This is a genomic window from Finegoldia sp. BIOML-A2, assembly GCF_009678315.1.
Classification (GTDB): Bacteria; Bacillota; Clostridia; order Tissierellales; family Peptoniphilaceae; genus Finegoldia; species Finegoldia magna.
Genome location: NZ_WKZE01000004.1, coordinates 82,245 through 107,647 on the forward strand (window position 1 = coordinate 82,245; position 25,403 = coordinate 107,647).

27 protein-coding genes are annotated in these 25,403 nt (G+C 31.4%); 2 read left to right on the forward strand and 25 right to left on the reverse strand.

From position 1 onward, the window contains the following. Nucleotide 1 precedes the first annotated feature (1 nt). From GKF99_RS05260 to uraA, 8 genes are all read right to left on the reverse strand, one after another. Entirely contained in the window at nucleotides 2-631 is a 630-nt protein-coding gene (locus GKF99_RS05260) for a phosphatase PAP2 family protein (RefSeq protein ID WP_094224876.1), read from the reverse strand. A 100-nt stretch (nucleotides 632-731) separates the two neighbouring features. Beyond that, nucleotides 732-1,367, reverse strand: a complete 636-nt coding sequence (locus GKF99_RS05265) for a phosphatase PAP2 family protein (RefSeq protein WP_154272807.1) — start codon at nucleotides 1,365-1,367, stop codon at nucleotides 732-734. Continuing rightward, nucleotides 1,364-2,389 (reverse strand): molybdopterin-binding protein, encoded by a 1,026-nt coding sequence (locus GKF99_RS05270; RefSeq protein WP_154272808.1) that lies wholly within the window; start codon nucleotides 2,387-2,389, stop codon nucleotides 1,364-1,366. Before GKF99_RS05270 ends, GKF99_RS05265 begins: the two co-directional genes overlap by 4 nt. Nucleotides 2,390-2,479: 90 nt before the next feature. Then, nucleotides 2,480-4,435: an ABC transporter permease gene (locus tag GKF99_RS05275; protein ID WP_154272809.1), complete on the reverse strand. Its 1,956-nt coding sequence runs from the start codon at nucleotides 4,433-4,435 to the stop codon at nucleotides 2,480-2,482. Beyond that, nucleotides 4,425-5,189, reverse strand: a complete 765-nt coding sequence (locus GKF99_RS05280; protein WP_154272810.1) for an ABC transporter ATP-binding protein — start codon at nucleotides 5,187-5,189, stop codon at nucleotides 4,425-4,427. The genes GKF99_RS05275 and GKF99_RS05280 overlap by 11 nt, the downstream gene beginning before the upstream one ends. Nucleotides 5,190-5,281: 92 nt before the next feature. After that, nucleotides 5,282-6,169 (reverse strand): sensor histidine kinase, encoded by an 888-nt coding sequence (locus GKF99_RS05285; protein ID WP_241673572.1) that lies wholly within the window; start codon nucleotides 6,167-6,169, stop codon nucleotides 5,282-5,284. A gap of 1 nt (nucleotide 6,170) precedes the next feature. Beyond that, nucleotides 6,171-6,863, reverse strand: a complete 693-nt coding sequence (locus tag GKF99_RS05290) for a response regulator transcription factor (RefSeq protein WP_154272812.1) — start codon at nucleotides 6,861-6,863, stop codon at nucleotides 6,171-6,173. A gap of 81 nt (nucleotides 6,864-6,944) precedes the next feature. After that, the gene (gene uraA / locus GKF99_RS05295; protein ID WP_094207330.1) at nucleotides 6,945-8,201 is read right to left on the reverse strand and encodes a uracil permease; all 1,257 of its coding nucleotides are present in this window, start codon (nucleotides 8,199-8,201) and stop codon (nucleotides 6,945-6,947) included. 122 nt (nucleotides 8,202-8,323) lie between these two features. Here uraA and GKF99_RS05300 point away from each other — a divergent pair, with 122 nt between their 5' ends. Together GKF99_RS05300 and GKF99_RS05305 are read left to right on the forward strand one after the other, a co-directional pair. Next, nucleotides 8,324-8,746: a Fur family transcriptional regulator gene (locus GKF99_RS05300; RefSeq protein ID WP_154272813.1), complete on the forward strand. Its 423-nt coding sequence runs from the start codon at nucleotides 8,324-8,326 to the stop codon at nucleotides 8,744-8,746. Then, nucleotides 8,739-9,584 (forward strand): AraC family transcriptional regulator, encoded by an 846-nt coding sequence (locus GKF99_RS05305; RefSeq protein ID WP_154254541.1) that lies wholly within the window; start codon nucleotides 8,739-8,741, stop codon nucleotides 9,582-9,584. The genes GKF99_RS05300 and GKF99_RS05305 overlap by 8 nt, the downstream gene beginning before the upstream one ends. A gap of 39 nt (nucleotides 9,585-9,623) precedes the next feature. Here GKF99_RS05305 and yaaA read toward each other — a convergent pair whose 3' ends face one another. From yaaA to GKF99_RS05390, 17 genes are all read right to left on the reverse strand, one after another. Then, the gene (yaaA, locus tag GKF99_RS05310) at nucleotides 9,624-10,358 is read right to left on the reverse strand and encodes a peroxide stress protein YaaA (protein ID WP_154272814.1); all 735 of its coding nucleotides are present in this window, start codon (nucleotides 10,356-10,358) and stop codon (nucleotides 9,624-9,626) included. Nucleotides 10,359-10,452: 94 nt separating this feature from the next. Next, a complete protein-coding gene (locus GKF99_RS05315) occupies nucleotides 10,453-11,103 on the reverse strand; it encodes a V-type ATP synthase subunit D (RefSeq protein WP_094209964.1) in 651 nt (216 codons plus the stop codon). Beyond that, the gene (locus tag GKF99_RS05320; protein WP_094205950.1) at nucleotides 11,103-12,491 is read right to left on the reverse strand and encodes a V-type ATP synthase subunit B; all 1,389 of its coding nucleotides are present in this window, start codon (nucleotides 12,489-12,491) and stop codon (nucleotides 11,103-11,105) included. Before GKF99_RS05320 ends, GKF99_RS05315 begins: the two co-directional genes overlap by 1 nt. Beyond that, nucleotides 12,491-14,254, reverse strand: coding sequence for a V-type ATP synthase subunit A (locus GKF99_RS05325; RefSeq protein ID WP_154272815.1), 1,764 nt, complete (start codon nucleotides 14,252-14,254; stop codon nucleotides 12,491-12,493). Before GKF99_RS05325 ends, GKF99_RS05320 begins: the two co-directional genes overlap by 1 nt. Before the next feature lie 13 nt (nucleotides 14,255-14,267). After that, nucleotides 14,268-14,579 carry a V-type ATP synthase subunit F gene (locus tag GKF99_RS05330; RefSeq protein WP_002836812.1) on the reverse strand — a complete coding sequence of 104 codons (312 nt, stop codon included), beginning with the start codon at nucleotides 14,577-14,579 and terminating at the stop codon, nucleotides 14,268-14,270. Next, a complete protein-coding gene (locus tag GKF99_RS05335) occupies nucleotides 14,572-15,570 on the reverse strand; it encodes a V-type ATP synthase subunit C (protein ID WP_094224888.1) in 999 nt (332 codons plus the stop codon). Before GKF99_RS05335 ends, GKF99_RS05330 begins: the two co-directional genes overlap by 8 nt. Before the next feature lie 8 nt (nucleotides 15,571-15,578). Then, the gene (locus tag GKF99_RS05340) at nucleotides 15,579-16,133 is read right to left on the reverse strand and encodes a V-type ATP synthase subunit E (protein ID WP_094205952.1); all 555 of its coding nucleotides are present in this window, start codon (nucleotides 16,131-16,133) and stop codon (nucleotides 15,579-15,581) included. 11 nt (nucleotides 16,134-16,144) lie between these two features. Further along, complete coding sequence (locus GKF99_RS05345) at nucleotides 16,145-16,621, reverse strand: V-type ATP synthase subunit K (RefSeq protein WP_002836815.1); 477 nt, start codon at nucleotides 16,619-16,621, stop codon at nucleotides 16,145-16,147. A gap of 9 nt (nucleotides 16,622-16,630) precedes the next feature. Continuing rightward, the gene (locus GKF99_RS05350) at nucleotides 16,631-18,571 is read right to left on the reverse strand and encodes a V-type ATP synthase subunit I (protein ID WP_154272816.1); all 1,941 of its coding nucleotides are present in this window, start codon (nucleotides 18,569-18,571) and stop codon (nucleotides 16,631-16,633) included. Continuing rightward, the gene (locus GKF99_RS05355; protein ID WP_094207338.1) at nucleotides 18,571-18,882 is read right to left on the reverse strand and encodes a hypothetical protein; all 312 of its coding nucleotides are present in this window, start codon (nucleotides 18,880-18,882) and stop codon (nucleotides 18,571-18,573) included. Before GKF99_RS05355 ends, GKF99_RS05350 begins: the two co-directional genes overlap by 1 nt. Nucleotides 18,883-18,962: 80 nt before the next feature. Beyond that, nucleotides 18,963-19,592 (reverse strand): uracil phosphoribosyltransferase, encoded by a 630-nt coding sequence (gene upp / locus GKF99_RS05360; RefSeq protein WP_094207339.1) that lies wholly within the window; start codon nucleotides 19,590-19,592, stop codon nucleotides 18,963-18,965. A gap of 44 nt (nucleotides 19,593-19,636) precedes the next feature. Continuing rightward, on the reverse strand, nucleotides 19,637-20,665 hold the full coding sequence (locus GKF99_RS05365) for an L-threonylcarbamoyladenylate synthase (RefSeq protein WP_094207340.1): 1,029 nt from the start codon (nucleotides 20,663-20,665) through the stop codon (nucleotides 19,637-19,639). A 1-nt stretch (nucleotide 20,666) separates the two neighbouring features. Continuing rightward, a complete protein-coding gene (locus tag GKF99_RS05370) occupies nucleotides 20,667-21,653 on the reverse strand; it encodes a YvcK family protein (RefSeq protein WP_094207341.1) in 987 nt (328 codons plus the stop codon). Next, nucleotides 21,622-22,479 carry an RNase adapter RapZ gene (rapZ, locus tag GKF99_RS05375; RefSeq protein WP_094207342.1) on the reverse strand — a complete coding sequence of 286 codons (858 nt, stop codon included), beginning with the start codon at nucleotides 22,477-22,479 and terminating at the stop codon, nucleotides 21,622-21,624. Before rapZ ends, GKF99_RS05370 begins: the two co-directional genes overlap by 32 nt. Nucleotides 22,480-22,487: 8 nt before the next feature. After that, nucleotides 22,488-23,237, reverse strand: coding sequence for a PHP domain-containing protein (locus GKF99_RS05380; RefSeq protein WP_172976411.1), 750 nt, complete (start codon nucleotides 23,235-23,237; stop codon nucleotides 22,488-22,490). Continuing rightward, nucleotides 23,227-24,132, reverse strand: a complete 906-nt coding sequence (gene murB / locus GKF99_RS05385) for a UDP-N-acetylmuramate dehydrogenase (protein WP_154272817.1) — start codon at nucleotides 24,130-24,132, stop codon at nucleotides 23,227-23,229. The genes GKF99_RS05380 and murB overlap by 11 nt, the downstream gene beginning before the upstream one ends. Then, nucleotides 24,119-25,366 (reverse strand): folylpolyglutamate synthase/dihydrofolate synthase family protein, encoded by a 1,248-nt coding sequence (locus tag GKF99_RS05390; RefSeq protein ID WP_154272818.1) that lies wholly within the window; start codon nucleotides 25,364-25,366, stop codon nucleotides 24,119-24,121. The genes murB and GKF99_RS05390 overlap by 14 nt, the downstream gene beginning before the upstream one ends. Nucleotides 25,367-25,403: the final 37 nt, after the last annotated feature.

The following is a 25,403-nucleotide window of genomic DNA, read 5'->3' on the forward strand; positions in this document are numbered from 1 at the left end:
CCTAACCAAAAATAAATGTAAAATAATAATTCATTCTGAACATATATATAGACCAATATGCACATATTAGCCCAATAAAACTACCTATTACGACATCCGTAAACCAATGTACCCCCAAAATAATCCTGGAAATGGCAATCATAAACGCAAACACAATGGCAATCAACATCGTCACGAAGAAAAATTTATATCCATAACTTAGCACATAAGCAATCGTCAAATAAAAGCTCATACTAACACATGAATGTCCACTCGGAAAAGAATATCCCATATAATTGATACCGGTTGTAACTTTTGGTCTTTTTCTTCTAAATATAAATTTTAAAGTGTGAACCGCTATTACACTTAGCATAACGCTCATAATTATAGCTGATGCTGATACATAGTTATGCTGACTTACAGTGAAAAAAACTATTGGAATACTTATAATCATAAGTGTTTCTACATTTCCAAACTTCGTAATTTTTGCCATCATCGCAATAAGGGAATTGTGTCCCATTTTAGTAAAATGTTCCTTTAATCTTCTATCCAAATTTGTTTCATTGTCTTTTAATACAACAAATCCAAGAAAAAAAGTAATCGATAACAGAACAATGCTACTTATTATTACAAACCAATCGTATTTATTCATTTTTAATCCTTCCTTTAATACTTCATATTAAATTTTATACCAACCAAGTTCAAATGTATAGTAGGAAACTTCCAATAAAAAATGAACCATAAAAATAAATTTATAGTTCATCAAGATTTTTATTTGATTTTATTATATATTTTTCTGCCACAAAAATCGTAGCTAGATAACACACATATCCCACTAGCATTCCAAAAAACACATCAGTTGGCCAATGCACTCCCACAACCAACCTACTAAAAGCAATTACAAATGGAATTATTCTTAAATAAATGAATTTGTAATTTTTTAAGCTGCATAACAAATAACTCAAAGTAAAATAAAAGCTTGTACTTACCAAACTATGACCGCTAACATAACTGTAACCACCTTGTTCTATTTTAAAAAAATCTAACGGTCTTACTCTCACAAAACTATATTTGTACACATTCATAACTACAAGGCCAATTAAACAAGACATTAATGTTATTGAAAAAAATGAATTCTTGCCAATACGTTTTGAATAATATAAGCTAATAGCTAATATCAAAAAATACGTACTGAAATTTCCAAGTATTGTGAATGATTTGAAAATATAAAAAGTAAAATTATCTGTAAGATTTTGTGCAAAATTCATTATTTTCGGTTCGAATGAAAGACCAGATTGCTTTCTAATGAAAACCCCAAAAATCAACGAAGCTACAAGAATTGCCGCAGAAAAATATATTTTTTTCTCGTTTATTACTTTTCCAATCATAACCCTTTACCAAATTCACAATTTGGGAAGTGACACTCTGAACATTGCATACAAAATCCACCATAACCCAAACTATTAATCATATCTTTTGTAACTTTAATATTTGCAAAAATATAAGGCAAAATAATGTCGAAAACTGTAGATTTGTTGAACATTACACAACCTGGAAGTCCCATAATTGCAGTATTGTTTTTGTAAGCTAGCATGAACATCGCACCTGGAAGTACAGGCGAACCGTAAGTTATCACTTCTGCCTTGGAATCTTTTATAGCTTTTGGTGTCATATCATCTGGATCGACGCTCATTCCACCTGAAACCAAAATTATATCGGATTTGTTTTCTAGTGCCTTATTAATTTCTCGTGTAATATTTTCACTATTATCGTCGACTATGACGTGATTTATTACTTCACAATTGTAATCCTTCATTTTTTGTTTTAACACAGGTCCAAATTGATCTTTGATTAGACCTTTGTACACTTCAGATCCTGTCGTAATGATTGAACATTTTTTTGTCTTATCAAATGGAATGATTTCCAAAATAGGAACACCATTCATTATTGTCTTAGCTTCATCCATTATTTTTTCTTTTGTGAAAAGCGGGATAATTCTCATTCCAGCAATTTTTTGTCCTTTTCTTACTGGTTGATTGCCAAGAACAGTTGCAATGGATATGTCATCAATTGAATTTAACTTGAATAACCTATCTCTGTCGACTTTCAAAAATCCATCCACATCAGAAACTATTTCTATCTTGCCTTCTTTTATATCAGATGAATGCATATGTTGATTAATACAAATATCTTTCAAAATAATTGCACAATCATTTTCGTGTAAATCATCATCTTCCAATTCCATAACATAAATATGTTCCTTGCCCATACTTAGAAGAACAGGAATATCTCCTTCTGTAATAACGTGACCTTTTTTAAAAGCTCTCTCTTTGACCACGTCCTTTACAATTCTAGTCATATCGTGCGGTAAAATGTGACCTACCGCATCTTCAGTTCTAACTACTTTCATTTTAAAACCCCTCTTAGTTGATATTCCTATTTTATCACGAAACCATTATTTTTTAAAACACACAACGAAAAAACTGGAGTTTCCCCCAGTTTATTCTTCTTCGCTTACCAAATTATAGTAGACGTTACTTGTTATTTTAAATATTATGAAATACACTACAATTATTATCGATACAGAAATTGCAAATGGAATTGCAAACTCAGATATATTTCTGAGTCCGAAAACTCCACACAATTGATACAACATTTTTGATGCAACTGCAGAGTGAATTACTGCCACAAAAAGCGGTAAGAAGAACATCCAATATATTTGTTGTGATGATGTCTTTTTTATCATTTTGTTTGACAGTCCAACTTTTTTCATTGTTTGAATGTTTTTTCTATCTTCAATTCCTTCTGATAAATGTTTGTAATATGCTATGATTGAAGTTCCTACTAATAAAACAAAGCTGATTACAAAGCCAATGTACAAGAACGCTCCAAACAAACTGTACACTCCAGTTTTTGTTTCTTGTCTAGATACAAATTGAAGAGAACTGTCTTTAGATATAAATTCTTTTCCATCTAATTTTTTTTCCGAATCTAAAAAGTAAGATACCTCCACTTCCAAAGGTTTACTTTCCACTTCATTGTCCGTAGGCATTCTGAAATCATTGCAAAATCTTACCAAATCCTCATCGTTTTTTACAACGACGTAGAACATATCCACAGCAATATTTCTTCCTTCAAGCTCATCAATTTTTTTGAATTTATAATCAGCACTTCCTAAAGTTATCTTATCTGATGTTATATATTTCATATAATTTGAATTCAATAAAATTTCTCCATCGTTCAATGAATAATTTTTTGAAAACTTATTGTTAAATGAATCTAAAGTTTGAATCATAATATAGACAGACTTGGTATTATTCTTTCCCATTTTAGAAAATTTATTGCCATCAAGGTTTGCAAACATCATTGTACTAACTTGATAATAATCATTTTTAGGATTTGTTTTTTCTGTGACTAAACTTTTTAATCTTGTTTTTTCTTTTTCGATATTTTTAGAAAAATTCTTATCTGGTGTAATCGTTCCAGTCAATTTATAATCTCTGTTTACAGTTGAATCGACAACTTTTTCTGCACTGTTGTAGATTGCCATTGTAGTCGACAACGATACTACAACTCCTGTGCACAAAATTGCAATACTAGCTAATCCTACTGCATTTGATTTCATTCTGTAAAGCATTCCAGAAACTGTAATAAAATTTTTCGATTTGTAGAAGAAATTCTTGTTTTTCTTCATCATTTTTAGTACAAAAATAGTTACTGCAACAAAACCAAAATACGTTCCAAACAATACAAGTAGACTTGCCACGAAAAACATCAATAAACTTTCTAAGCTTCCTTCGATTGTCAACGCAATGTAATAACCAATTGCAGTTAAAATTATTGCTAAAATGAAAAATACTACTTTGACTTTTGGTTCAGATTCCGATTTTTGTCCTTTTGCAAATAAATCCCTAGTTGTAGCAGATTTTATATTCAATATATCGAAGATGAATGTTAAAACGCTAATTACAAGATTAAATGTAAGTGATAATATAATTGCTTTGGTTGAGATTCCAAACTGCATTATGCTGAAATTTTCTTGCATCAATTTTCCAACTGCCAAAAACAATACTTTTCCCAATGTAATACCGAATACAATTGTTAGCGTTGAAATAAGAACAAAAAATATCGACTTTTCTTTTAGCAAAATTCTATTGATGTGTTTGTTCTCCAATCCAAAAACACGATACAATCCAAATTCTTGAAATCTTCTTTTTATCAAAAACCTATTCGCATACATAATAATCGCAAATGTAAATATCGATATTATAATCGATCCGAATACTATTATCGTTCCAAATTCGTCTTGTTGCATAACATATTTGTTATCTAATAAAGATATCATTATGAACAAAATCGCCACCATAATACTTGTTGACAAGATATATGGAATATTTACAATCTTGTTTGCTTTTAAGTTTTTGAGAGCAAATTTTGTAGATAATTTAGAATTCATTATCTACACCTCTATTATTTATCACAGATAATGACTCATTAATTCTTTGCATAAATTCATTGTTGTCGCTATTTCCCTTGTAAATTTCATGGAACACAACACCATCTTTTATGAAAATTACTCTGTTAGAAAAAGAAGCTGCCTTCACAGAATGAGTTACCATCAATATAGTTTGTCCTAATTTATTAATTTTTGTGAATAAATCAAGTATCATTTCAGATGATTTTGAATCCAATGCACCTGTTGGCTCATCTGCCAATATCAAATCTGGTTTTGTAATCAAAGCTCTTGCAATAGCAATTCTTTGTTTTTGTCCACCACTAACTTCATAAGGATATTTGTCCACAAAAGATTCAATTCCTAACAAACCTTGAATTTCAGATAATCTTTTCTCCATTTCTTTTGGCTTATAATCTGAAAGCACCATCGGCAAAAATATATTGTCTTTGTTTGAGAAAATATCCAATAAATTAAAATCTTGAAATACAAATCCCAGCTTTTCCCTTCTGAACTTTGCAACTTCCGATTCTTTTAAAGTGGATATATCCTTGCCATTTAACACTACCTTTCCATTAGTTTGCTTATCTAATGTTGATATTACATTAAGTAAAGTTGTTTTACCTGAGCCTGATTCTCCCATTATCGCTATAAATTCATTCTTTTCTACAGAAAAATTCACATCTTTTAATGCTACTGTTTCAACATTTTTCGTTTTGTATACTTTTCTTACGTTGTTTAATTCTAAAATATTCATAACACCCTCCATAACTATATGTTAAATGAATTTAGAAAAAGTAGCATTTATCTAAACTAACAAAAATCATTCAATCTTACAAAATTGTAAGATTAGTTATTCACAATAATATAAAATTTACTACCTTGACCTACAACAGAGTCGACTTTCAATGTAATATCTAGTTTATCTGCGATAGATTTCGCCAAATACAATCCCAAACCACTTGATTTTTGTTTCAATCTTCCATTAAATCCCGAATATCCTTTATCAAAAATTCTATTGATATCTTCTTCTGGAATCCCTATTCCCTTGTCTTCAATTAAAATCACTACTGAATTATCTTTTTTGAATGAATCTATGATAATTTGTGAATTTTCAGAATATTTAATCGCATTAGAGAGGATTTGTTCCAATAAAACACTTAACCATTTGCTATCTGTAATGCATTTTATGTCGTGTTTTCTAAAATCCAAGCTAATATGTGAGTTTATAAACAAAAGTGAGTATTTTTTGACCAAAATATTCAGTAAATTATCCACATTTACAACGCTTATATCCATGTCTTTTTCGTGCAAATTTAACTTCAAATAATTTATAGCCATATTCGTGTAATTGTCGATTGATTTTAGTTGCATTTTCATTTCTTTATTATCATCTGTCAGAATTTCCAAGCAAGTTATCGGTGTTTTAATCTGATGTACCCACATAGAGAAATATTCTTGGATATCTTTTTGCCAAGAAATATACTGATTTCTAATATTTTCAATTTGCATTTCCAAATCTTCTATTTTCTCATCTTTTGACAATTCCTTTTGAAAATCTAAGTATTTAATCACCAAATAAATTAAAAATACTATCAAACAGATTTCAAAACCTTGTAAAAACACTTTTAGGTCTACATTGTTCAAATAAACAACAATAAAATAAATAGCATTTATTGACACAAAAAACAAAATAGAATTGATATTTTTCTTTAAAAAACACATTAATTTATCCATTTTAATTTCTTCCATCATTTAAATAGTAGCCTGAATATTTCTTAGTCAACAAGAAATCGTCCAAGCCAAGTTTGTTTAATTTTTTTCTTATTCTATTGATATTCACAGCTAAAGTATTATCATCTATGAAAAAATCATTTTGCCAACACTTATCCATCAATTTTTCCCTAGTGACTATTTCACCTTTAGCTTCAAATAGCGATTTTAAAATTAGCATTTCTGTTTTTGTGAGGTTAATTTCTTTGTCATTGAATTCTAATCTGAATTCATTCACAAAAAGCATGACTTCATTAAACTCCAAAACGCTTTTGATGATGTTGTTTCCGTAATATCTTTTCATTACGGCGTTGATTTTTACCATAAGTACATCAAAATTAAATGGCTTAGTAATATAATCGTCAGCTCCCATCTGCATTCCCATTATTATATCCAAATCCTCTGATTTTGAAGATATGAAAATTATTGGAATATCAGTTGTTTTTCGTATTTTTTCGCACCAAAAATATCCGTTAAAACTAGGAAGTATAATATCCATCAATATTATATCTGGCTTTATATTCTTGACATCCTCCATAATATCTATTCCAGAATTTGTGAACACTTCATATTCCCAATTTTCTAAATATTTTTTAAGTGAATTTAAAATTATTTTATCGTCTTCTATAATTAAAACCTTCATACTAAAATTATACATAAACTTGCGAAAAAATGATACTAATGCTATTTTTCAATAAAAAAAATTAGTGAACTAATAAAAGTCCACTAATTATACTTACTAATCGTTCATTATTCCCAATCTATCAAAGACATAGAATAATAAGCTCAATACTACTGCAACAACTGATGCTAGAACCATTCCTGATAATGATACTCCCAAGAAGTTTATTTTCAATCCTGAAAGTCCAGTTACAAATATTACAGAAGTTAATATTAAGTTTTTGGATTGTGAGTAATCTACTTTTTGATCTACTAATAATCTGATACCACTTGTTCCTATCATGCCGTAAAGTAAGAATGTTACTCCACCTATTACATTTCCTGGTATTGATGAAATAAGTGCTGATAATGGTCCAATAAATGCCATTAAAATTGATATACAAGCAGCTCCTGCAATTACATAAACTGAATAAACTTTAGTAATTGCCATTACGCCGATATTTTCACCGTAAGTTGTTGTTGGAACTCCGCCTATAAATCCAGATATTGCAGTTGAAAAGTTGTCTGCAAAAATCGATCTATGAAGGCCGGGTTCTTTTAATAAATCTCTTCCTATGATATTACTTGTAACTACTTGGTGTGAAATGTGTTCACTTGTTATTACCAAAATTACAGGCAACATTGTGATTATAGATTTTAGGTCAAATATTGGAAGTTGAAATTTAGGCAATGTAAATAATGATGCTTGCATTACCGGTGTAAAATCGACCATTTTTAATGCTACACTTACAATATAACCTGTTATAATTGCGATTAATATCGGTATTGTAGCTAAGAATTTTTTGAATAAAACAGAACCTAAGATTGCTACTGATAATGTGACCAAGAAAACTATAACATCGTTTGTAGTTCTTGTATCCGTCATAATATTTGCACCGATCTTACCACCAGAAACAGTTGCTTGTGCGAGTTCAAATCCTATCAAACTTACAACACTTCCCATAGCAGCAGGTGGCAAAACAACATCAATCCAATCCGTTCCAAATTTATAAATTATGTATGCTAAAATACATCCAATAAGTCCTATTGCAACGAAAGCTCCCTGTGCATAACGAAATCCCGATTGTCCAATTATTATGGTTGCTGGTCCTAAGAAGGCAAAACTACTTCCCAAATACGCCGGTGCTTTTCTTTTTGTTATCAAAATAAATAACAGTGTACCTATACCGTTCATCAATAAAACAATACTAGGATTAATCCCCAAAACTATAGGCACCAATACACTCGCTCCAAACATAGCGAAAGTATGTTGAATACTTAGAGGTATTAGCATCTTTGGAGATACTTTTTCGTCTACTCCAATAATTCTTTTCATAAAACACTCCTTTGATTTTTTATCCTATATATTCTACATTGAAGTCAAATATATTTCAAGTGGTTTGACTTGGATATCTTCTAGCTGATATAATAAAAAGCGTTATTTGAAAGGAAATTATTATGGAAAACAATGGAAATTATTTAAGAACAAAATTACTAGACAATGGTATTAAACCTACATATCAAAGAATTGTAATTTTAGATTATTTGGAAAATCATCATATTCATCCAACTGTAGATGATATTTACAGAAATTTAGCTCCTAAATTGACTACATTATCTAGAACAACTATCTATAATACAGTTAAAGTCTTCGTGAAAGCTGGTATTGTATCTGAACTTAACATCGATAACTCAGAGCTAAGATACGACATAACGACTGAAACTCATGGACATTTTAAATGTGATAAATGTGGCAAGATTTACAATTTTAATACGGAAAATACTGTTGAAAGTTCCGATTTGAAAGGATTCAAAATCAATTCTACAAATATTTTGATTAACGGAATATGCAAGGATTGCGTGGAAAAAGAAAATGAATAGTGAATTTTACAAGATTGAGCCTAGAGATGATTTGTACATCAAGTTATTATTTATTTCTAAAACAGAACTTAAAATGAATGAAGAAATGAAAAGAGGAATACTTCCTTTTTATCAAATGTACTATTGTCTTAAAGGAAATGGAACTTTTATTGTAAATGACAAAAAGATAGAAATTCTTCCTTTTGATGTATTAATAGTAAATCAAGGTTCCAGAATTACAGAAATTTCTAAATCAGAAAGTTTTGAGTTCTATACACTAGCTATTTCTGAAGTATCTTTCGATACAGAACAAAAAGATAAAGCAGTTCTTAGTATCAAACACAATCACATCAACGACCGTGATATGGTAATTTTGTACTATATCAACAAAATATTGGAAGAAGCCAAGTACAAGAGATTTAGATATCAAAGAGTGTGCTCTTGTTTGATTAGTATTTTGATTACAGAAATTCAAAGACGTGGCGATTTAAAATTCACAATGGATGATCCTGCACAAGATTCATTTACTAAACATGTCGAAGATTATATTTATGAAAATTTCAATCAAGAAATCACACTAGATTCTATTTCAGAAAAATTTATGGTATCTAAGTCACATTTAATACACGAATTCAAAAATCATTACGGTAAAACTCCAATGCAATTTTTGCTAAACAGAAGAATGGAATCTGCGATGTTGTTATTAAAAACATCAAACAAGCCAATCAACGATATAGCAAAACTCTGTGGATTCAATTCACAATCTTATTTCGATCAGGCATTTCGTAGAGTGGTGAAAGTTACACCTAACGATTATAGAAACAAATACAAAACAAAAATCAAAAAAATCAAAAAATAGACTTTGTTTAACACATGTTACAAACAAAGTCTTTTTTTATTAATCAGACACTTTTGATTTCACAAAAACAAGTTTATTTGTATCACTGTAATCTTCAGAATAATTATATCCATCACAAGAGAACTTCTTCAATTGTTCAATATCTTCAACATTATTTCTTGCCATATAATTTACCATTCTACCTCTAAGAATTTTAGATGGAGTTGCTTTTGTCTTTAATTTAATATCTCCTTCTACAAATACTTCTTCTTTAAAATCAATCTTAACTGGCGTTTTATCTAAGTATTTGTAAATATTCTGACCATACTCTTTTGATGCCAAATCTATTATTTCCTCACCTTTAAAGTGATTTCTTATTTCATCTTCCCAAAATTCATACAGATTAATTAATTTGTCTTCAAAATCCAATCTATATTTTGATATTTCATCTAATGGTCTAAGTATTCCGTAAAGTCCCGATAATATTCTGAGATTTTCTTCCAGATATCCTAATTGCTTTTCATCCAATGAGTTAACATCCATGTATTGATATTGTATTCCGTCAAAGCTTAATATCGCACAACCTTTTGGTGCCTCATCGAAATTTTGATAAAGGTTGTAACTTTCCTCTGCTATTTTGTCGGAACATTTCCACAATTTTTTAAGTTCTTCGGCTGATTTTTCTTTTATAATCGAAACTAGCTCATTTTTCTTGCTTTCATATAGACAACTACAATTTTTGTTTTTAATTTTTCTAATTTTAAATGTTTTTGCGGGTGAAATTATAATCTTCATACTGTCCTCTACATATTTTTTATTCTACTAATTATATTACCATAAAAAAAGACTGAGTAATCTAATTCTAAGATTATTTTACCCAGTCTTATTTTTATGCTTCGTTTTCTTGTTTTGCGATAATATCTTTGACTTTCATAAGTCTTGTAATATTAGCACGTTCGTTTTCATCAAGCTTTGCTCTGATATATTTAATTGTTTCTTCCAAATCAGGAATTGTTCTATATTCCAAAGCATTTACTCTTCTTCTAGTTTGCTCAATTTCATCCGCCATTAATTGTGTAGCTTTTTCGATTTGAGCTAATTCCAACATATCATCCATAACTGAATTCAATGAGTCAATTGCCAAGTCCAAATCTTGTGATGTTTGAGCATATCCATAAGGATATATTTCACTAGAATCAGCTTCACCTTCACGAGAGAATTTCATTTGCGGAATAATTACACTCATTACGTTTTTAGTTTCAATATCTACATTTACCTTTGTTTTAGGAAATGATACTGCTTCATCCAAAAACTCTGGACTCATTATTGCACTTGCCATTAGAAAATCGCTGAATGAGTTTTGAAGTTTTTCTTCAACTTTTTCTCTTAGAGCTTTGTTCTCTTTTATCATGTCGATGAATTGTCTCATAAGTTCGTCTTGTTTATCTTTTAATAACTTATGACCTCTGGAAGATGTTTTGAGTCTAGCTTTTAGCTCCGACAGAGCCATTCTTGTAGGATTGACGTTGAGTCTTGCCATTACTCATCAGTCCCTTCACCATTTCCAATATATTTATCTATCAATTCGTCTTTAATTCTCTTCAATTCTGTACGTGGTATTTCTTTTAATAAATCCCAGCCGATATTAAGAGTTTCTTCAATTGATCTATCAGTATAATAACCTTGATCTACATATTCTCTTTCGAATCTTTCAGCAAATTTTGCAAATGCTTTGTCAGCATCACTCAATGCAGATTCCCCAAGAATTGCAGATAATTGTTTTGCATCAAGTCCAGACGCATATCCTGCATAGATTTGGTTCATTGTATCTGCGTGGTCTTCTCTTGTTTTGCCTTTACCAATACCTTTATCTTTAAGTCTTGATAATGATGGAATAGCATTAATAGGAGGTTCATATCCTTTCTTGTATAATTCACGCGAAAGTATAATTTGACCTTCTGTAATGTATCCTGTCAAGTCTGGTATTGGGTGAGTAATATCATCTTCTGGCATTGTCAAGATAGGAATTTGAGTGATAGATCCTTCTCTTCCTACGATTCTTCCAGCTCTTTCATATAAAGTTGCAAGGTCAGTGTACAAATATCCTGGATATCCTCTACGACCTGGAACTTCTTTTCTGGCAGCAGATACTTCACGAAGTGCTTCTGCGTAGTTTGTCATGTCTGTCATGATTACTAATACGTGCATTCCCTTTTCAAAAGCCAAGAATTCTGCACAAGTTAGTGCCATCTTTGGAGTTGAAAGACGTTCAATTGCTGGGTCATCAGCTAAGTTCATGAACAATACTGCTCTGTCGATAGCGCCTGTTTTATTAAAGTCTCCGATGAAATATTGTGCTTCTTCAAATGTTATTCCCATCGCAGCGAATACTACGGCGAATTTATCATCTTTACCCAAAACTTTTGCTTGTCTTGCTATTTGAGCTGCCAATTTGTTGTGAGGAAGACCTGATCCTGAGAATATAGGAAGTTTTTGTCCTCTAACAAGAGTATTCAAACCATCAATTGTAGATACACCTGTTTCTATAAATTCTGATGGATAATCTCTGGATACAGGGTTGATAGATGAACCATTGATGTCCACTTTATCTTCTGGAATAATTTTAGGACCATTATCTATTGGTCTACCTAAACCATCAAATACTCTACCAATCATATCTTCAGATACTCCCAGTTCCAAAGGTCTACCTAAAAATCTTACTGTAGTTTCTTGTAAGTTAATTCCTGATGTACCTTCGAATACTTGAACCATTGCTACATCGTGGTCAATTTCTACAACACGACCACGTCTTTTTTCTCCATCTTGTAATTCTATTTCAACAAGTTCATCGAACTTTACGCCTTCTACACCTTCTACCGCCATTAATGGTCCGACTACTTCTGTTACTGAATTATAATCTTTAATCATTAACGTTCACCTCCATTAACTAAATCGGTAATTTGTGATTTAATTTCTTGTTTAATTTCTTCAAATCTTTGTAGTTCATCTTCTGGAATATTTTTAGAACGTGTAATCTTTTCTCTTACAGCAAGTTTTGAAATTTCAGATACATAAGCTCCTTCATCCAAAGCTTCCAAAGATTCCTTGTGGAATGTTAAGATCAAATCCAACATCTTTGCTTGTTTGTCCAATGAACAGAATGTATCTGTTTCGTGGAATGCGTTTTGTTGTAAGAAATCTTCTCTTAATGATTTTGAAGTTTCAAGTTTGATTTGGTCTTCATCACTTAATGAATCACGTCCAACCAATCTTACGATTTCTAATAAAGATGATTCTTCTTGTAATAATTTCATAGCTTGTTTTCTATAATCTGAGAAATTACTATCTACGTTACCATCCAAATATTCGTCAATTTTATCTTGATACAATGAATAAGAGTTAATCCAGTTTATTGCTGGGAAGTGTCTCATGTAACTTAATGCGTAATCCAATCCCCAAAATACTTTTACAATTCTAAGTGTTGATTGTGTAACTGGTTCTGAAATATCTCCACCTGGAGGAGATACCGCACCGATAACTGTCAATGATCCGTCTCTTCCATCACTACCTAAACACTTTACTTTACCAGCACGTTCGTAGAAATCAGCAATTCTTGATGCCAAGTATGCAGGATAACCTTCATCACCAGGCATTTCTTCAAGTCTACCACTCATTTCACGAAGAGCTTCTGCCCATCTTGATGTTGAGTCAGCCATCATCGCTACCGAATAGCCCATATCTCTGTAGTATTCAGCAATTGTAATTCCTGTGTATATACTTGCTTCTCTGGCTGCTACTGGCATGTTTGAAGTGTTCGCTATTAAAACAGTTCTCTTCATCAATGATTGTCCAGTCTTAGGGTCAATCAATTCAGGGAATTCATTAAGAACGTCTGTCATTTCGTTACCACGTTCTCCACAACCTACATACACAACTATTTCAGCATCTGCCCATTTGGCTAATTGGTGTTGAACTACTGTTTTACCACTACCGAAAGGTCCTGGAATTGCTGCAGTACCACCTTTTGCAACTGGGAAGAATGTATCGATAACTCTTTGACCTGTGATCAATGGTCTGATTGGATCTTCCTTTTCTTTGTAAGGTCTACCATTTCTTACAGGCCATCTTTGAATCATATTTATTTCAATATCTTTAGAATCTTGTTCTACAACGCAAACTGTTTGATCAACAGTGAATTCTCCAGATTCAATTGATTTGATTTTACCAGATACATTAGCTGGAACCATTATCTTGTGAACAATTACTTCAGTTTCTTGAACTTCACCTATAATATCTCCAGCTTCTACTTCATCACCTACAGACTTAACAGGTTTGAATTCCCATTTCTTTTCTCTGTTTAATGATGGAGCGCTAACTCCTCTTAACAAGAAGTCTCCAGCTTTTTCTTGCAATGATTTTAATGGTCTTTGAATACCATCAAACATTTGCTCTAATATACCAGGTCCCAATTCAATTGATAGTGGGTGACCTGTAGATACAACTTTATCCCCAGGGCCAATTCCTGTTGTTTCTTCATATACTTGAATTGAGGCTTTATCGCCTCTCATTTCAATAATCTCTCCAATGAGCTTATCGTCTGAAACCTCAACAACGTCATATACGCTTGCGTTTTCCATTCCTTCAGCAACTACTAAAGGTCCGGATACTTTTAATACTTTACCTTCTTTCAATATAAGCTCTCCTTTACAAAATGTTCGCTCCAACAGCTTTTTCGACATTGGTATTGATTCTGTTCATTCCAATGTTCAAGCTACCTTGATTAGAAGGTATCAAGATAATAGCTGGTGAAACTTTATCATTATATCTATCTATTGTTTCTTTGATTTTTTCTGCTATTTGTTCAGTAATAAAAATCACTCCGTAGTCTTCTTTTGCTAATCTATCAACTGTTTTTCTAGCGTCTGTGCTCTCAATAGATTCAAAAACATCTACTCCCAGAGCTTTGAAGACCAATACAGAATCTCTATCACCTACTACAGCTACTTTTTTACGCATAACTTAACCTCAACTTACTCCTGATATAATCAGGTTTCAATGAGTTAATCTTTCCTACAAAAATAATCCTAAGATTCTTAATTTCAGTTTCTTTTGCAAATAAATATCCAAACAAAACCTCAGGTCCATAAGTAACCTTTTTGATTTCTTTGATTTTTTCCATCAAATAATCATCCATTGCCTTTTCAAAGACAGATAAACTATTTGATTTCTTATACTCACTGATAGCTTCTTTTACATAGTAGTAAATTCTAGCTTGTTTGAATAATGGACTATCTTCGGTAATTTCAGAATGCAATTCACTTTCAAACTTTTCAGATTCAATACTACCATTTGGAATAATGACTTTTTTCAAAAATTCTAAACTTTTCTTTTGGTTTTGAACTCTAAGTAAAGTTTTAATATTAGTAAAATCTATCAAATCTTCGACGTATTCATTTATCAAATCTGAATCAATTTGTTTTGCAATTTCTGAAGTTTCCACAAAATACTCTCTGTCAGCATAAATATCTACCATTTGAGGATCTTTGTTTTCTTCGTAATCAGCGATTGAATCTTTGATAACTTTATCAAAATGTTCCATTTCAATTTCAGTATTTTCTCTAATTGAATCTCTCATGCTTTTGAATTCAATTCTAGTTATATCACTTAACATTGAAGAAAAATCTTCATCTTTTAGATATTCTTTAATCAACACTTTTAAATTATGATAATCGTATTTTAATGCCATTAAGTCGACAGGAAATTGGAAACTACTCATATCATACATGTATTTATAAGTCTTTTTTAACTCATTTTTCAAAGCAACATCGTAATTCTTATAATTATCAAGCTTTGCAAATTCTGATTGATACACTGAATCCGAAAGTAATCTTACAGTTTCTTCTAAATTACTTGCATCTATCAGTCTTTCATAATCATTCTTACTCAACAATTCCTTTTCTTTGACACGAGTTATAGCAGATTGATGTATGAAATCTTCTTTTTTCATATTATCACCTACTTCTTAAAAAGAGTTTTTGCAATTTCTACTTCCAATTCATCTTTCATTGAATCGACCAGTGAAGAAAAATTATTATTGATTAATACATTACCTCTTTTAATACAAAATCCGCTGTCAACAGTTTCATCTGATATTTTTACATTAAAGTTTTCATTCTTCAAACTATCATACTTATCAGATTGTAATACTAACAAATCATCACTATTTAAATCCATTTTGGATAAACTGTTCGTTAGGTATTTTTTATAATCTTCAAGTGACATATTCTTTAATTTATCTTTAATTTTTTGTAAAACACTATCGATTACTTCTTGTTTTGCAAAAAGCGCATTATCTCTTGATTTTAAAACAACTTGGGATAAGTGTCTATCGTACACGCCTTTTGCTTCAGATTCTGCTTTGTTTAATATTGTATCTTTTTCTTGATTAGCCTGGTCTATTTTAGTTTCAATGATTTTTTCTTTTTCTTGATTTGCATTATTTAGAATTTGTTCAGATTCTTTTTTTGCATCTTCAAGAATTTCATTAATTATATTATCTAAATTAGACATCTAAATCACCATTAAGCTTGGATTTGGTTCATTAATAAGAATGAAATAGCGAATGCTAAGATGGCATATAACTCAACCATTACTGCATAGATAATACCTTTTGCTTGTTGAGGTTCATTCTTTGCTAAGATATTGATACCACTAACTGCTACTTTACTTTGAGCAATTGCTGAGAAATATCCTACAACTCCTACTGGTAATGCTGCTGCAATGTAAACATATCCTTGTGCTAAGGAAATACTTCCACCTGCAAGTTTGAATAGAATTAAAATACCAATTACGAATCCGTACAAACCTTGTGTACCTGGTAATAATTGAAGTACTAATGACTTACCGAATTTTTCTGGTTCTTCAATAACTACTCCAGCTGCAGCTTCCCCTGCTCTACCTACACCTTTAGCAGATCCCATACCTGAGAATAAAACTGCTATTACTACTGATAATACTCCTAAAACTAATCCACCGTTTTCTAAAAAGAATTTTTCCATAATATCCTCCTATTTGTTTGTTATGTTAAAATATTCTGATTCTGTTATAAGTTTCTTGAATGGCACTCCACCACCTTCGTAGAACTTATTGAACATTTCTACGAAAATCAATCTTGCAGAGTGAACGTATGCTGACAAGTACGATAAGAATGCGTTAAATGCTTGGAATACCACAAATACGATAAGTCCAAATATAAATCCTATAATACTTGATCCAGCCATCATTTTTACAATCATATTAATTGCTACAGCAATATATGCTCCTGATAAGCCCAATGCCATTAGTCTCATATATGATACGAAGTCTCCAATCCAGCCAGATATTCCGTACAACGAATACAATCCTGAGCCAAGCTTACCACCAATGCTTTTTGCATCTCTTCCTGCTGTTAGAACTATCCCCACAGCTGATGCAATTGCAATCCATTTTGCTACTGTCATTGCCATTGCAGGTAATCCTAATAGGTTACCAGTTAATAATATCAATATACTAATAATAATTAAATACCATAGCCCTACATCGTAAAATGCATCTAAAGGCTTGTGATCTCTAATCAACATGTAAGCCTTGATTCCCAATGCAAAGAATAAATGTATAAAACCAAAGATTAAGCATAAAACTATTAAAGTCATTGCGTTTTTGCTTGTGTCAATGATAGGTGTCATTGGTATAATTCCACCGAAGAACGATCCATAAATGTATCCCCAGAACATTGAGGCAATTGATATGAACATAAAGAATTTCAAGAATTGTTTTTTCTTTTCATCAAGATTAAAAATCTTGAGAGCTACGATTATTGCTAAAAATACAATCAATCCATATCCCAAATCACCAATCATCATTCCTGAGAAGAAACAATAGAAAGGCGCCAATAATGGTGTTGGATCAACTTCGTTGTATTTTGGCAATGAATACATTCCCGTTATACTTTCAAAAGCTTTTGCAAATCCTCTGTTTTTTAAAATAATTGGTACATTTGGATCATTCTTATCTGCTGGATTCATTTCCAAATAATACTTATTATTCAATGAGTTTTGTAGTACATTTTCAAAATCTTTTTCCTTGTCGGTAGGAACATATCCTTCGATAATATCAATCTTATCTGTCCTCTTAATTTTGCTTGTAGCTTCTTCTTTTAAGCTGTTGTTTTCGAGATAATCATGATAAATCTTAAATTGTTCAGTCAAATCTGTTTTTGATTTAATTTGATTTTCTATTTCTTTGTATTGCTTTTTATTTGCAATGATTTGTTCGTCAATATTTCTGATTTCATCTTTTACAAGTCCATTTGCTTTAATATTAATATTGACAAATCCATTGTCTCTTAGAATATCTTGTGCTTTTTCATAATCCTTAGAGATAACCAGCAAGTAAACAAAGCCTGAATTACGAGAAATTTCTTCGATATAAATATCTTCAATATCTTTTGTGTTTAATTTCAACTGATCGATGAATTTATCACTTACAGTTCCTGTAACTACCTTAACCCTTTCAAAATCATCAATCTTTGAAATATCCAAATCTAACTCCTCCCATGGAGTTAATTCAGATTTTTTTTGGTTCAAGGTTTGATTGTTCTGATCAAGTTCAGTTAGTTGTTTATCCAAAGATGAAAGTTCTTTGTAGTGTTCATCAAAGTCAAAATCAAGTGCTTTTTTAGTAAGCTCATCTAGTCTAAATGTTTTCTTACCTTGTTTTAATTCGTCTATCTTATTGTGCTTTTCTGAATACTTTTCAAGCAAATCTATAGCCCATTTTACTTTGGTAAGCTTTTCACTAGTGCTAACAATTTGTTCAGAATTATCTAAATTCCTTACACCTTGATTTTCGTCTTCTACTTTCTTTTCATCAATATGAACATAATTAAACTTTTGAAGATCTTCGAGTAATTTTTCCCTATCATAATCAAATGAATACAAATCAAATTTGCTCATTTTTACAATAGCCATTAACTCACTATCCTTTCAACGATTTTGTCTACAAGTCCTTCAACTGTATCAATGTCGATGTTTTTAATACCTTCGTTATTCATCTTAGCTTTTTGTTCCAAATCTTTTGATTCTTCAATTGCTTTATTTTTTGAAGATTCAAGTTTTTCATTTCGAACTTTTTGCGCTTCGTTGATAATGTCGTTGTATTTTTGTTCAGCTTCTGATTTTGCATCCTCTAAAATGCTTTTTCTTTTTTCATTAGCTTCATCGACAATAAGCTTAGCCTTCTCTTCAGCTTCTTTAATTTTTGATATAGCAGTATCTGACATTGTTTCACCTCCTAATTAGAGATGGTTTTAGAATATGAAAAATACTCTAAAACCATAAGTATATAACTAAAAGCTTAAAGCTATTTAGTACCAAATAATCTGTCTCCTGCATCCCCTAAACCAGGTACGATATAACCGTGTTCATTTAATTTTTCATCAAGACCTGCCACGTATATATCTACATCTGGATGCTTTTCTTGAACCATTTTGATTCCTTCTGGAGCCGCTATGATATTAACCAATTTGATGTTCTTACATCCATGCTCTTTTAAAAAAGTAATCGCTGCTTCTGCAGAACCACCTGTTGCAAGCATTGGATCCACAACGATAATATCTCTTTCTTCAACATCTTTTGGCAATTTACAATAATATTCAACAGGTTTTAATGTTTCAGGATCTCTATACAATCCTATATGTCCAACTTTTGCTGCTGGTAGTACACTCAAAAATCCTTCAACCATTCCCAAACCTGCTCTTAAAATTGGAACTACTCCCAACTTTTTCCCACTAAGAGTTTGACCGGTAGTTGTTCCTATTGGAGTTTCTACTTCGCAATCTTCTAATTTAAAGTCTCTAGTAACTTCATAGCACATTAAAGTTGCTATTTCTGAAACTAACTGTCTAAATTGATTGCTTCCTGTTTTTTTATCACGTAAAATCGTTAATTTGTGTTTAATCAACGGATGATCAAATACAGTTACTTTACTCATAATTCCTCCTATAAAATAAACTTTATACTCTTTATTATAACATACTAAATTAGTTCTATGTTATTGGCACAAGATTTTTTAAGCCTGTTCATTATACTTATACCCATTTTTTGTTCATTTACCCCTTCGCAAATTAATAATTTGTAATTTAATTTGTCTAATTCCCTGAGGTAAGCGAAAATATTATGCGCAAAATTCAAATAATCATTTCGTTTTGAAATAATTTTTACATTTTTGAAGTTTACATTTTCTGCTGTTTCTTCACTGAGTATAAATCCAATTTCATCGGTATTTATTCCTAAGTTATCAACATAATTTTGTATGTTATCCATGTTTCCTTTGATTACTATGAGTTTTGTTTTAGGTGCGTAGTGCTTGTATTTTTGCCCTGGGGATTTTGGAATAGTGTTAGAATCAATTAAAGATTTATCATAAACTACCTCATCCAAATACTCTTCCAAATCTTCTTTTGTGTAGAAACCAGGTCTAAGTATGGTGTAAGGTTTCTCTGTCAAATCAACAACGGTAGATTCAATTCCAATATTGCAACTTCCTCCATCCAAAATCATTTCAATCTCACCTTTCATATCACTATACACATCTTGTGCATTAGTTGGTGATGGTCTTCCTGATTTATTAGCAGATGGAGCTGCTATTGGACAATTTGATTTATCTATCAAAAATCTTGCGATTTCATCCGATGGATTTCTAATTGCAACTGTATTTCCTCCACAACTTACAACGTCATTAACCTTGTCACTTTTTTTGAAAATTATAGTCAATGGACCTGGCCACAAATTATCCATCAATTTTTTTTGATCTTCAGTGATTTCTGACGATAAATTTCTGACCATTTCATCGTTAGTTACGTGCAAGATTAGTGGATTGTCTCTTTTTCTTCTCTTGACATCGAATATTTTTTTGCAAGCTTCTTCATCTAATCCATTTGCTCCTAATCCGTATACTGTTTCTGTTGGAAATGCAACTACACTTCCATTTTTTATTAAATCTGCAGCTTTTTCAAGTGCATGTATTTTGTTTTGTCCGTCTAATTTTTCAATAATCGTATTCATACTAATATCTTTCTAATATAGTTTTCATCAATTTATTCGAATCATGCACAATATAATCATAGCTAATATCACATATATCAGCTTCTATGATTTCTATGCCTAATTTTTCCATATTTTCACGATCTTCATCTGTAATATAAATCGGCGTAGAGTTTTCAATTGATTTGTATCTGTATTTCGCGTATTTGTCTACTTCCTTGGAATTAACGACGATTTTGTCGATAACGTTTGAATTTGCGTGATCAATAATGGCAACTACATGATCTGTAACGCTGTAGCCATTAGTTTCTCCAGGTTGTGTCATTATATTCAATATGTACACAACTTCTGCCTTTGTTTCTTTTAGTGCTTGTGATATGTCTGTTACTAAAAGATTGGGAATTATAGATGTGTATAATGATCCTGGTCCTAATAGAACAATATCTGCATCCATTATGCTATCTATGGATTCTTTTAATGGCAAAAGCAGTTTAGGTGATGTGAATACTCGTTTGATTTTACCTCCGTTTTTTCTATTCAAAAACGTGATGTTCGATTCACCTTCAATAGTAGATCCATCTTCTAATTCAGCAAATAATTTGACATTATCCAAAGTCATTGGCAGTACTTTTCCTGTAATCGCAAGTACGTTACTTATTTCTTTTATTGCCTCGTTGAAATCGCCACATATATCATTCATCGCAGCTATCAATAAATTCCCTAAGCTCTGACCTTTTAATTGACCATTTGAAAATCTATAATTTATTAATTTTTCCATTATAGGTTCAGTATTAGCAAGTGCCACAAGACAGTTTCTAATATCACCGGGAGGTAACATTCCCAAATCTTCCCTGAGAACCCCACTTCCTCCACCATCATCAGCTACAGTTACAATAGTCGTTATGTTTGATGTGAAATTTTTGACGCCTCTTAGCAATATAGAATTGCCTGTTCCTCCGCCTATAGTTACTATTTTTTTACCAAAATTTTTGGTCTCTGTGGGATACATAAACTTTTTCTCCATTTCCCTCAAGCCTTGTTGTCAAAGCTTGTGCTATTGCAACGGACCTGTGCTTTCCGCCGGTGCATCCTATTCCTATAACCAAGTTTGTTTTTCCTTCTTTTGAATATTTAGGAATCAAAAATTCCATCATATCCACCAATTTATCCAAGAATTCATTTGCTTCTTCAAATCCAAATACATACTCTTTTATATCTGTATTTAATCCAGAAGATTTTTTTAATTCTTCTATATAGTAGGGATTCGGAAGAAATCTGACATCAAATATCAAATCTGCATCCAGCAAAATTCCATGCTTAAATCCAAATGATACTACAGATATTGCTAGTTTAGTGTCTACATCTTTAAGTGAAAATGCAGATAATATTTTTCTTCTCAATTCTCCCAGTGTCAAATTAGAAGTGTTGATGATTGAATCTGCTGAATTTCTGACTTCACTTAGAAGTTCTCTTTCATTAGCTATGCCTTCTGAAATATTTCCATTGACTGCCAACGGATGTGGCCTTCTATGTTCTTTGTATCTTCTGATTAGAATTTCATCTGATGCATCCAAATACAAAATTTTAACATCAATACTTTGATTTTTCAAAAGTGTTATGGACTTCATCAAATCAGCGAAGAATTCTCCACCTCTAATATCCACTACGCAAGCTATTTTGTTGATTTTTTTCTTGCTTTTTGTAGTCAAATCGATAAAACTTAATAAAAGAGATGGCGGCATATTATCCAATGTATAATAACCTAAATCTTCAAAAATATCGCTACTGGCACTTTTGCCAGCTCCACTCATTCCTGTAATAATTACAACTTCCATGAAATCTCCTAATCGATGTTTATAATTCTACTAATATCCAACCCTGATTCAATTACTCTTTTGATGCTGTCATTCACATTTGCAATATTTTTTCTGTGATGAGCATCACTCCCTAAACTAAATTTAACATTATAATGTGAAGAAATTTTGATTTCTTCTACAGATAAGTGCGGATGATGGTTGTTAATCTCCATAACTGTGTTTGTTTTTTCGCATGTTTGTGCGATTTTTTCGATATCAACATCTATTTTATCTCCTGGATGAGTTATTATAAAAATATCGTTGTTCTCCAATGCTTTTACCATTGTATTTGTATTCAAATCAATCATTTTTCCCCTGACCGATTGTCCCATCCAGCTCAATCTTTTTAAAACATGATAATTATAAAAAGATTTGTTGTCTACAAATCTAACTCCATCATGAAATCCAAGATTAATAAAATCAAAATACTTTTTCTCTTCTTCTCTAATATCTATCTCTCCGTCGTAGCCAATTACGTTGGCTTCAACTCCCATCAGAATTTCAATATCGTCGTACTTTTCTTTGAGCCTATCAATTTCTTCACGTTGTACAGGAATTAATTTTCTTTTTATTCCGTACATTAAGTGTCCAGGACCGTGATCAGTTATGCTTATAGTCTTCAACTTTTTTGCTCTCGCTTCTTGTACAATTTCTTCGATTGTACTTTTCCCGTGATTGTTACGACTGTAAACTGAATGCACGTGATATTCTCTGGTTAATTTTATTTTATCTTCCACCGATAATTCTCACTTCTGGTTCTAACTTCACATTGAACTTATCAAACACAACTTTTTGCACATGTTCTATAACCGCTACAACGTCAGAGCATTTTGCATCTCCAACATTGACTATGAATCCACAGTGTTTTTCACTAATCATTGCATCATTGTATCTGTATCCTCTAAGCCCTGCTTCATCAATCAATTGTCCCGCAAAATGTCCTTCTGGCCTTTTGAATACAGAGCCACATGAAGGAAGTTCCAATGGTTGCTTTGATGTTCTTCTTTCTGTGTAATCGTGAAAATTATTCAGGATTTCTTGTTGATCACCTTTTTTTAGCAAAAATTCAACTTCCAAAACGACTAATTTTTCATCTTGAACTCTTGAATGTCTGTAGGAAAAATCCATCTCATCACAGTTAAAATATTTTACATTCAAATCTGTATCAATAACCTTAACTCTGTGAACAATATCTTTCATTTCTGTTCCATATGCACCTGCATTCATTGTGATAGCTCCTCCAATGTCTCCAGGTATGCCGCTAACAGCTTCAAAACCAGCGTAAGAGTTATTAATAGCTAATTTACTGACAGCGCTCAATAACGCCCCTGATTTTGCAGTTAGAATATCACCTTCAATTTTCATATCGTTGAAATTATCGTGCAATTTAATTACAACTTCTCTCAAGCCTTCATCGCTAACTAACAGATTCGATCCATTACCTATAATTCTGTAAGCAAAGTCATTTTGTTTTATTAAGTGAATGGCATTTATTATTTGTTCTTCATTTTGAGGAAATATCATAACATCACAACTACCTCCAATTTTGAAAGTAGTGTGATTTTTCATTGGTTCATCGTATAAAATTTCTCCGATATTTTTACCATCAAAAACTTTTTTATAAATGTTCATAAGCTTGCTCCGCACTGTACAACGTTCCAAAAATTATAATTACATCGTCTTTGAAATGTTCAATAGCATAATCCACGGCGTCATTTACATTTGATTTTGCAACAACATTATCACTGTAAGCTTCGATTTGCTTTTTTAAATCCTCAGCTTTTAATGCTCTTGGAGAATCTGGTGTAAATGTTACAAACGCCTTAGCATTTTCATGAATCAATTTTATTTCATCGTTATAGTCCTTGTCTTTCAATACACCGTAAACAAATACGATTTTCTTATCACCAAACACAGATTCTATTGATGATTTCAAAGCTTTAACCCCATCGGCATTGTGTCCGCCATCGTATATTACTGTTGGGTTGTGTCTAATCACATCAAATCTTGCAGGAATATATGCGTTTTTGAAACCATTGATGATATCTTCATCAGACAAATCGAGTTCATCTCTTAATACATCAATAGCACTTAATGCTAATTGTGCGTTAAATAATTGATATCTTCCAACCAACCTAGTTTCAATATGCAAATTTTTCCAATCAAAAGAATTATGATTAGCGTTGATTTCAATATTTTTCGCCTCATCAAAATCGCAAATGTATAGTTTGTTATCTCTTTCTTCTGCAACTTCTCTGAACACATCCAATACACTTTCTTGTTGATTGTAAACGACACATCTTCCGTTTTGTTTCATGATACAAGCTTTTTCATATGCAATTTCTTCCAAAGTATTTCCCAAATATTCTTGGTGATCCAATCCAATTTTTGTAATTACAGATAACAAAGTTTCATCTGTAGCGTTGGTAGCATCCAATCTTCCGCCCATTCCGACTTCAAGAACCACATATTCGCATTTTTGTTCTGCAAAATAATAAATTGCACACAAAGTTATAAATTCAAATGTAGACACCTTTATATCATTTTCTTCAATAGTGTCCTTGATAATTTCGAAAATTCTCATAAAATCTTCTTCTGAAATTTCTTTGTCGATTTTTATTCTATCGTAAAAATTAATAATGTGAGGTGATGTAAAAAGTCCAGTTTTATAACCATGTTCTTTTAGTGTTTGATATATAAAAGTTGATGTAGAACCCTTACCATTAGTTCCTGCAACGTGGATTATTTTAAAACTTTTTTCGGGATTACCTAGAATTTTCAAAGTTTTTTGCATTCTATCAAGTCCCAACTTGTAACCATCTCTTCCAATTTTATCCAAATATTCATAAATTAATTCACTATTCATTTTTATCTCCTAAATTTAAATATATATCTAATTATAT

Bases quoted from the DNA above. Each gene is read 5' to 3' on its own strand.
- GKF99_RS05260 (WP_094224876.1), bottom strand. From the start codon at position 631: ATGAATAAATACGATTGGTTTGTAATAATAAGTAGCATTGTTCTGTTA.
- GKF99_RS05265 (WP_154272807.1), bottom strand. From the start codon at position 1,367: ATGATTGGAAAAGTAATAAACGAGAAAAAAATATATTTTTCTGCGGCA.
- GKF99_RS05270 (WP_154272808.1), bottom strand. From the start codon at position 2,389: ATGAAAGTAGTTAGAACTGAAGATGCGGTAGGTCACATTTTACCGCAC.
- GKF99_RS05275 (WP_154272809.1), bottom strand. From the start codon at position 4,435: ATGAATTCTAAATTATCTACAAAATTTGCTCTCAAAAACTTAAAAGCA.
- GKF99_RS05280 (WP_154272810.1), bottom strand. From the start codon at position 5,189: ATGAATATTTTAGAATTAAACAACGTAAGAAAAGTATACAAAACGAAA.
- GKF99_RS05285 (WP_241673572.1), bottom strand. From the start codon at position 6,169: ATGGATAAATTAATGTGTTTTTTAAAGAAAAATATCAATTCTATTTTG.
- GKF99_RS05290 (WP_154272812.1), bottom strand. From the start codon at position 6,863: ATGTATAATTTTAGTATGAAGGTTTTAATTATAGAAGACGATAAAATA.
- uraA (WP_094207330.1), bottom strand. From the start codon at position 8,201: ATGAAAAGAATTATTGGAGTAGACGAAAAAGTATCTCCAAAGATGCTA.
- GKF99_RS05300 (WP_154272813.1), top strand. From the start codon at position 8,324: ATGGAAAACAATGGAAATTATTTAAGAACAAAATTACTAGACAATGGT.
- GKF99_RS05305 (WP_154254541.1), top strand. From the start codon at position 8,739: ATGAATAGTGAATTTTACAAGATTGAGCCTAGAGATGATTTGTACATC.
- yaaA (WP_154272814.1), bottom strand. From the start codon at position 10,358: ATGAAGATTATAATTTCACCCGCAAAAACATTTAAAATTAGAAAAATT.
- GKF99_RS05315 (WP_094209964.1), bottom strand. From the start codon at position 11,103: ATGGCAAGACTCAACGTCAATCCTACAAGAATGGCTCTGTCGGAGCTA.
- GKF99_RS05320 (WP_094205950.1), bottom strand. From the start codon at position 12,491: ATGATTAAAGATTATAATTCAGTAACAGAAGTAGTCGGACCATTAATG.
- GKF99_RS05330 (WP_002836812.1), bottom strand. From the start codon at position 14,579: ATGCGTAAAAAAGTAGCTGTAGTAGGTGATAGAGATTCTGTATTGGTC.
- GKF99_RS05335 (WP_094224888.1), bottom strand. From the start codon at position 15,570: ATGAAAAAAGAAGATTTCATACATCAATCTGCTATAACTCGTGTCAAA.
- GKF99_RS05340 (WP_094205952.1), bottom strand. From the start codon at position 16,133: ATGTCTAATTTAGATAATATAATTAATGAAATTCTTGAAGATGCAAAA.
- GKF99_RS05345 (WP_002836815.1), bottom strand. From the start codon at position 16,621: ATGGAAAAATTCTTTTTAGAAAACGGTGGATTAGTTTTAGGAGTATTA.
- GKF99_RS05350 (WP_154272816.1), bottom strand. From the start codon at position 18,571: ATGGCTATTGTAAAAATGAGCAAATTTGATTTGTATTCATTTGATTAT.
- GKF99_RS05355 (WP_094207338.1), bottom strand. From the start codon at position 18,882: ATGTCAGATACTGCTATATCAAAAATTAAAGAAGCTGAAGAGAAGGCT.
- upp (WP_094207339.1), bottom strand. From the start codon at position 19,592: ATGAGTAAAGTAACTGTATTTGATCATCCGTTGATTAAACACAAATTA.
- GKF99_RS05365 (WP_094207340.1), bottom strand. From the start codon at position 20,665: ATGAATACGATTATTGAAAAATTAGACGGACAAAACAAAATACATGCA.
- GKF99_RS05370 (WP_094207341.1), bottom strand. From the start codon at position 21,653: ATGTATCCCACAGAGACCAAAAATTTTGGTAAAAAAATAGTAACTATA.
- rapZ (WP_094207342.1), bottom strand. From the start codon at position 22,479: ATGGAAGTTGTAATTATTACAGGAATGAGTGGAGCTGGCAAAAGTGCC.
- murB (WP_154272817.1), bottom strand. From the start codon at position 24,132: ATGAACATTTATAAAAAAGTTTTTGATGGTAAAAATATCGGAGAAATT.
- GKF99_RS05390 (WP_154272818.1), bottom strand. From the start codon at position 25,366: ATGAATAGTGAATTAATTTATGAATATTTGGATAAAATTGGAAGAGAT.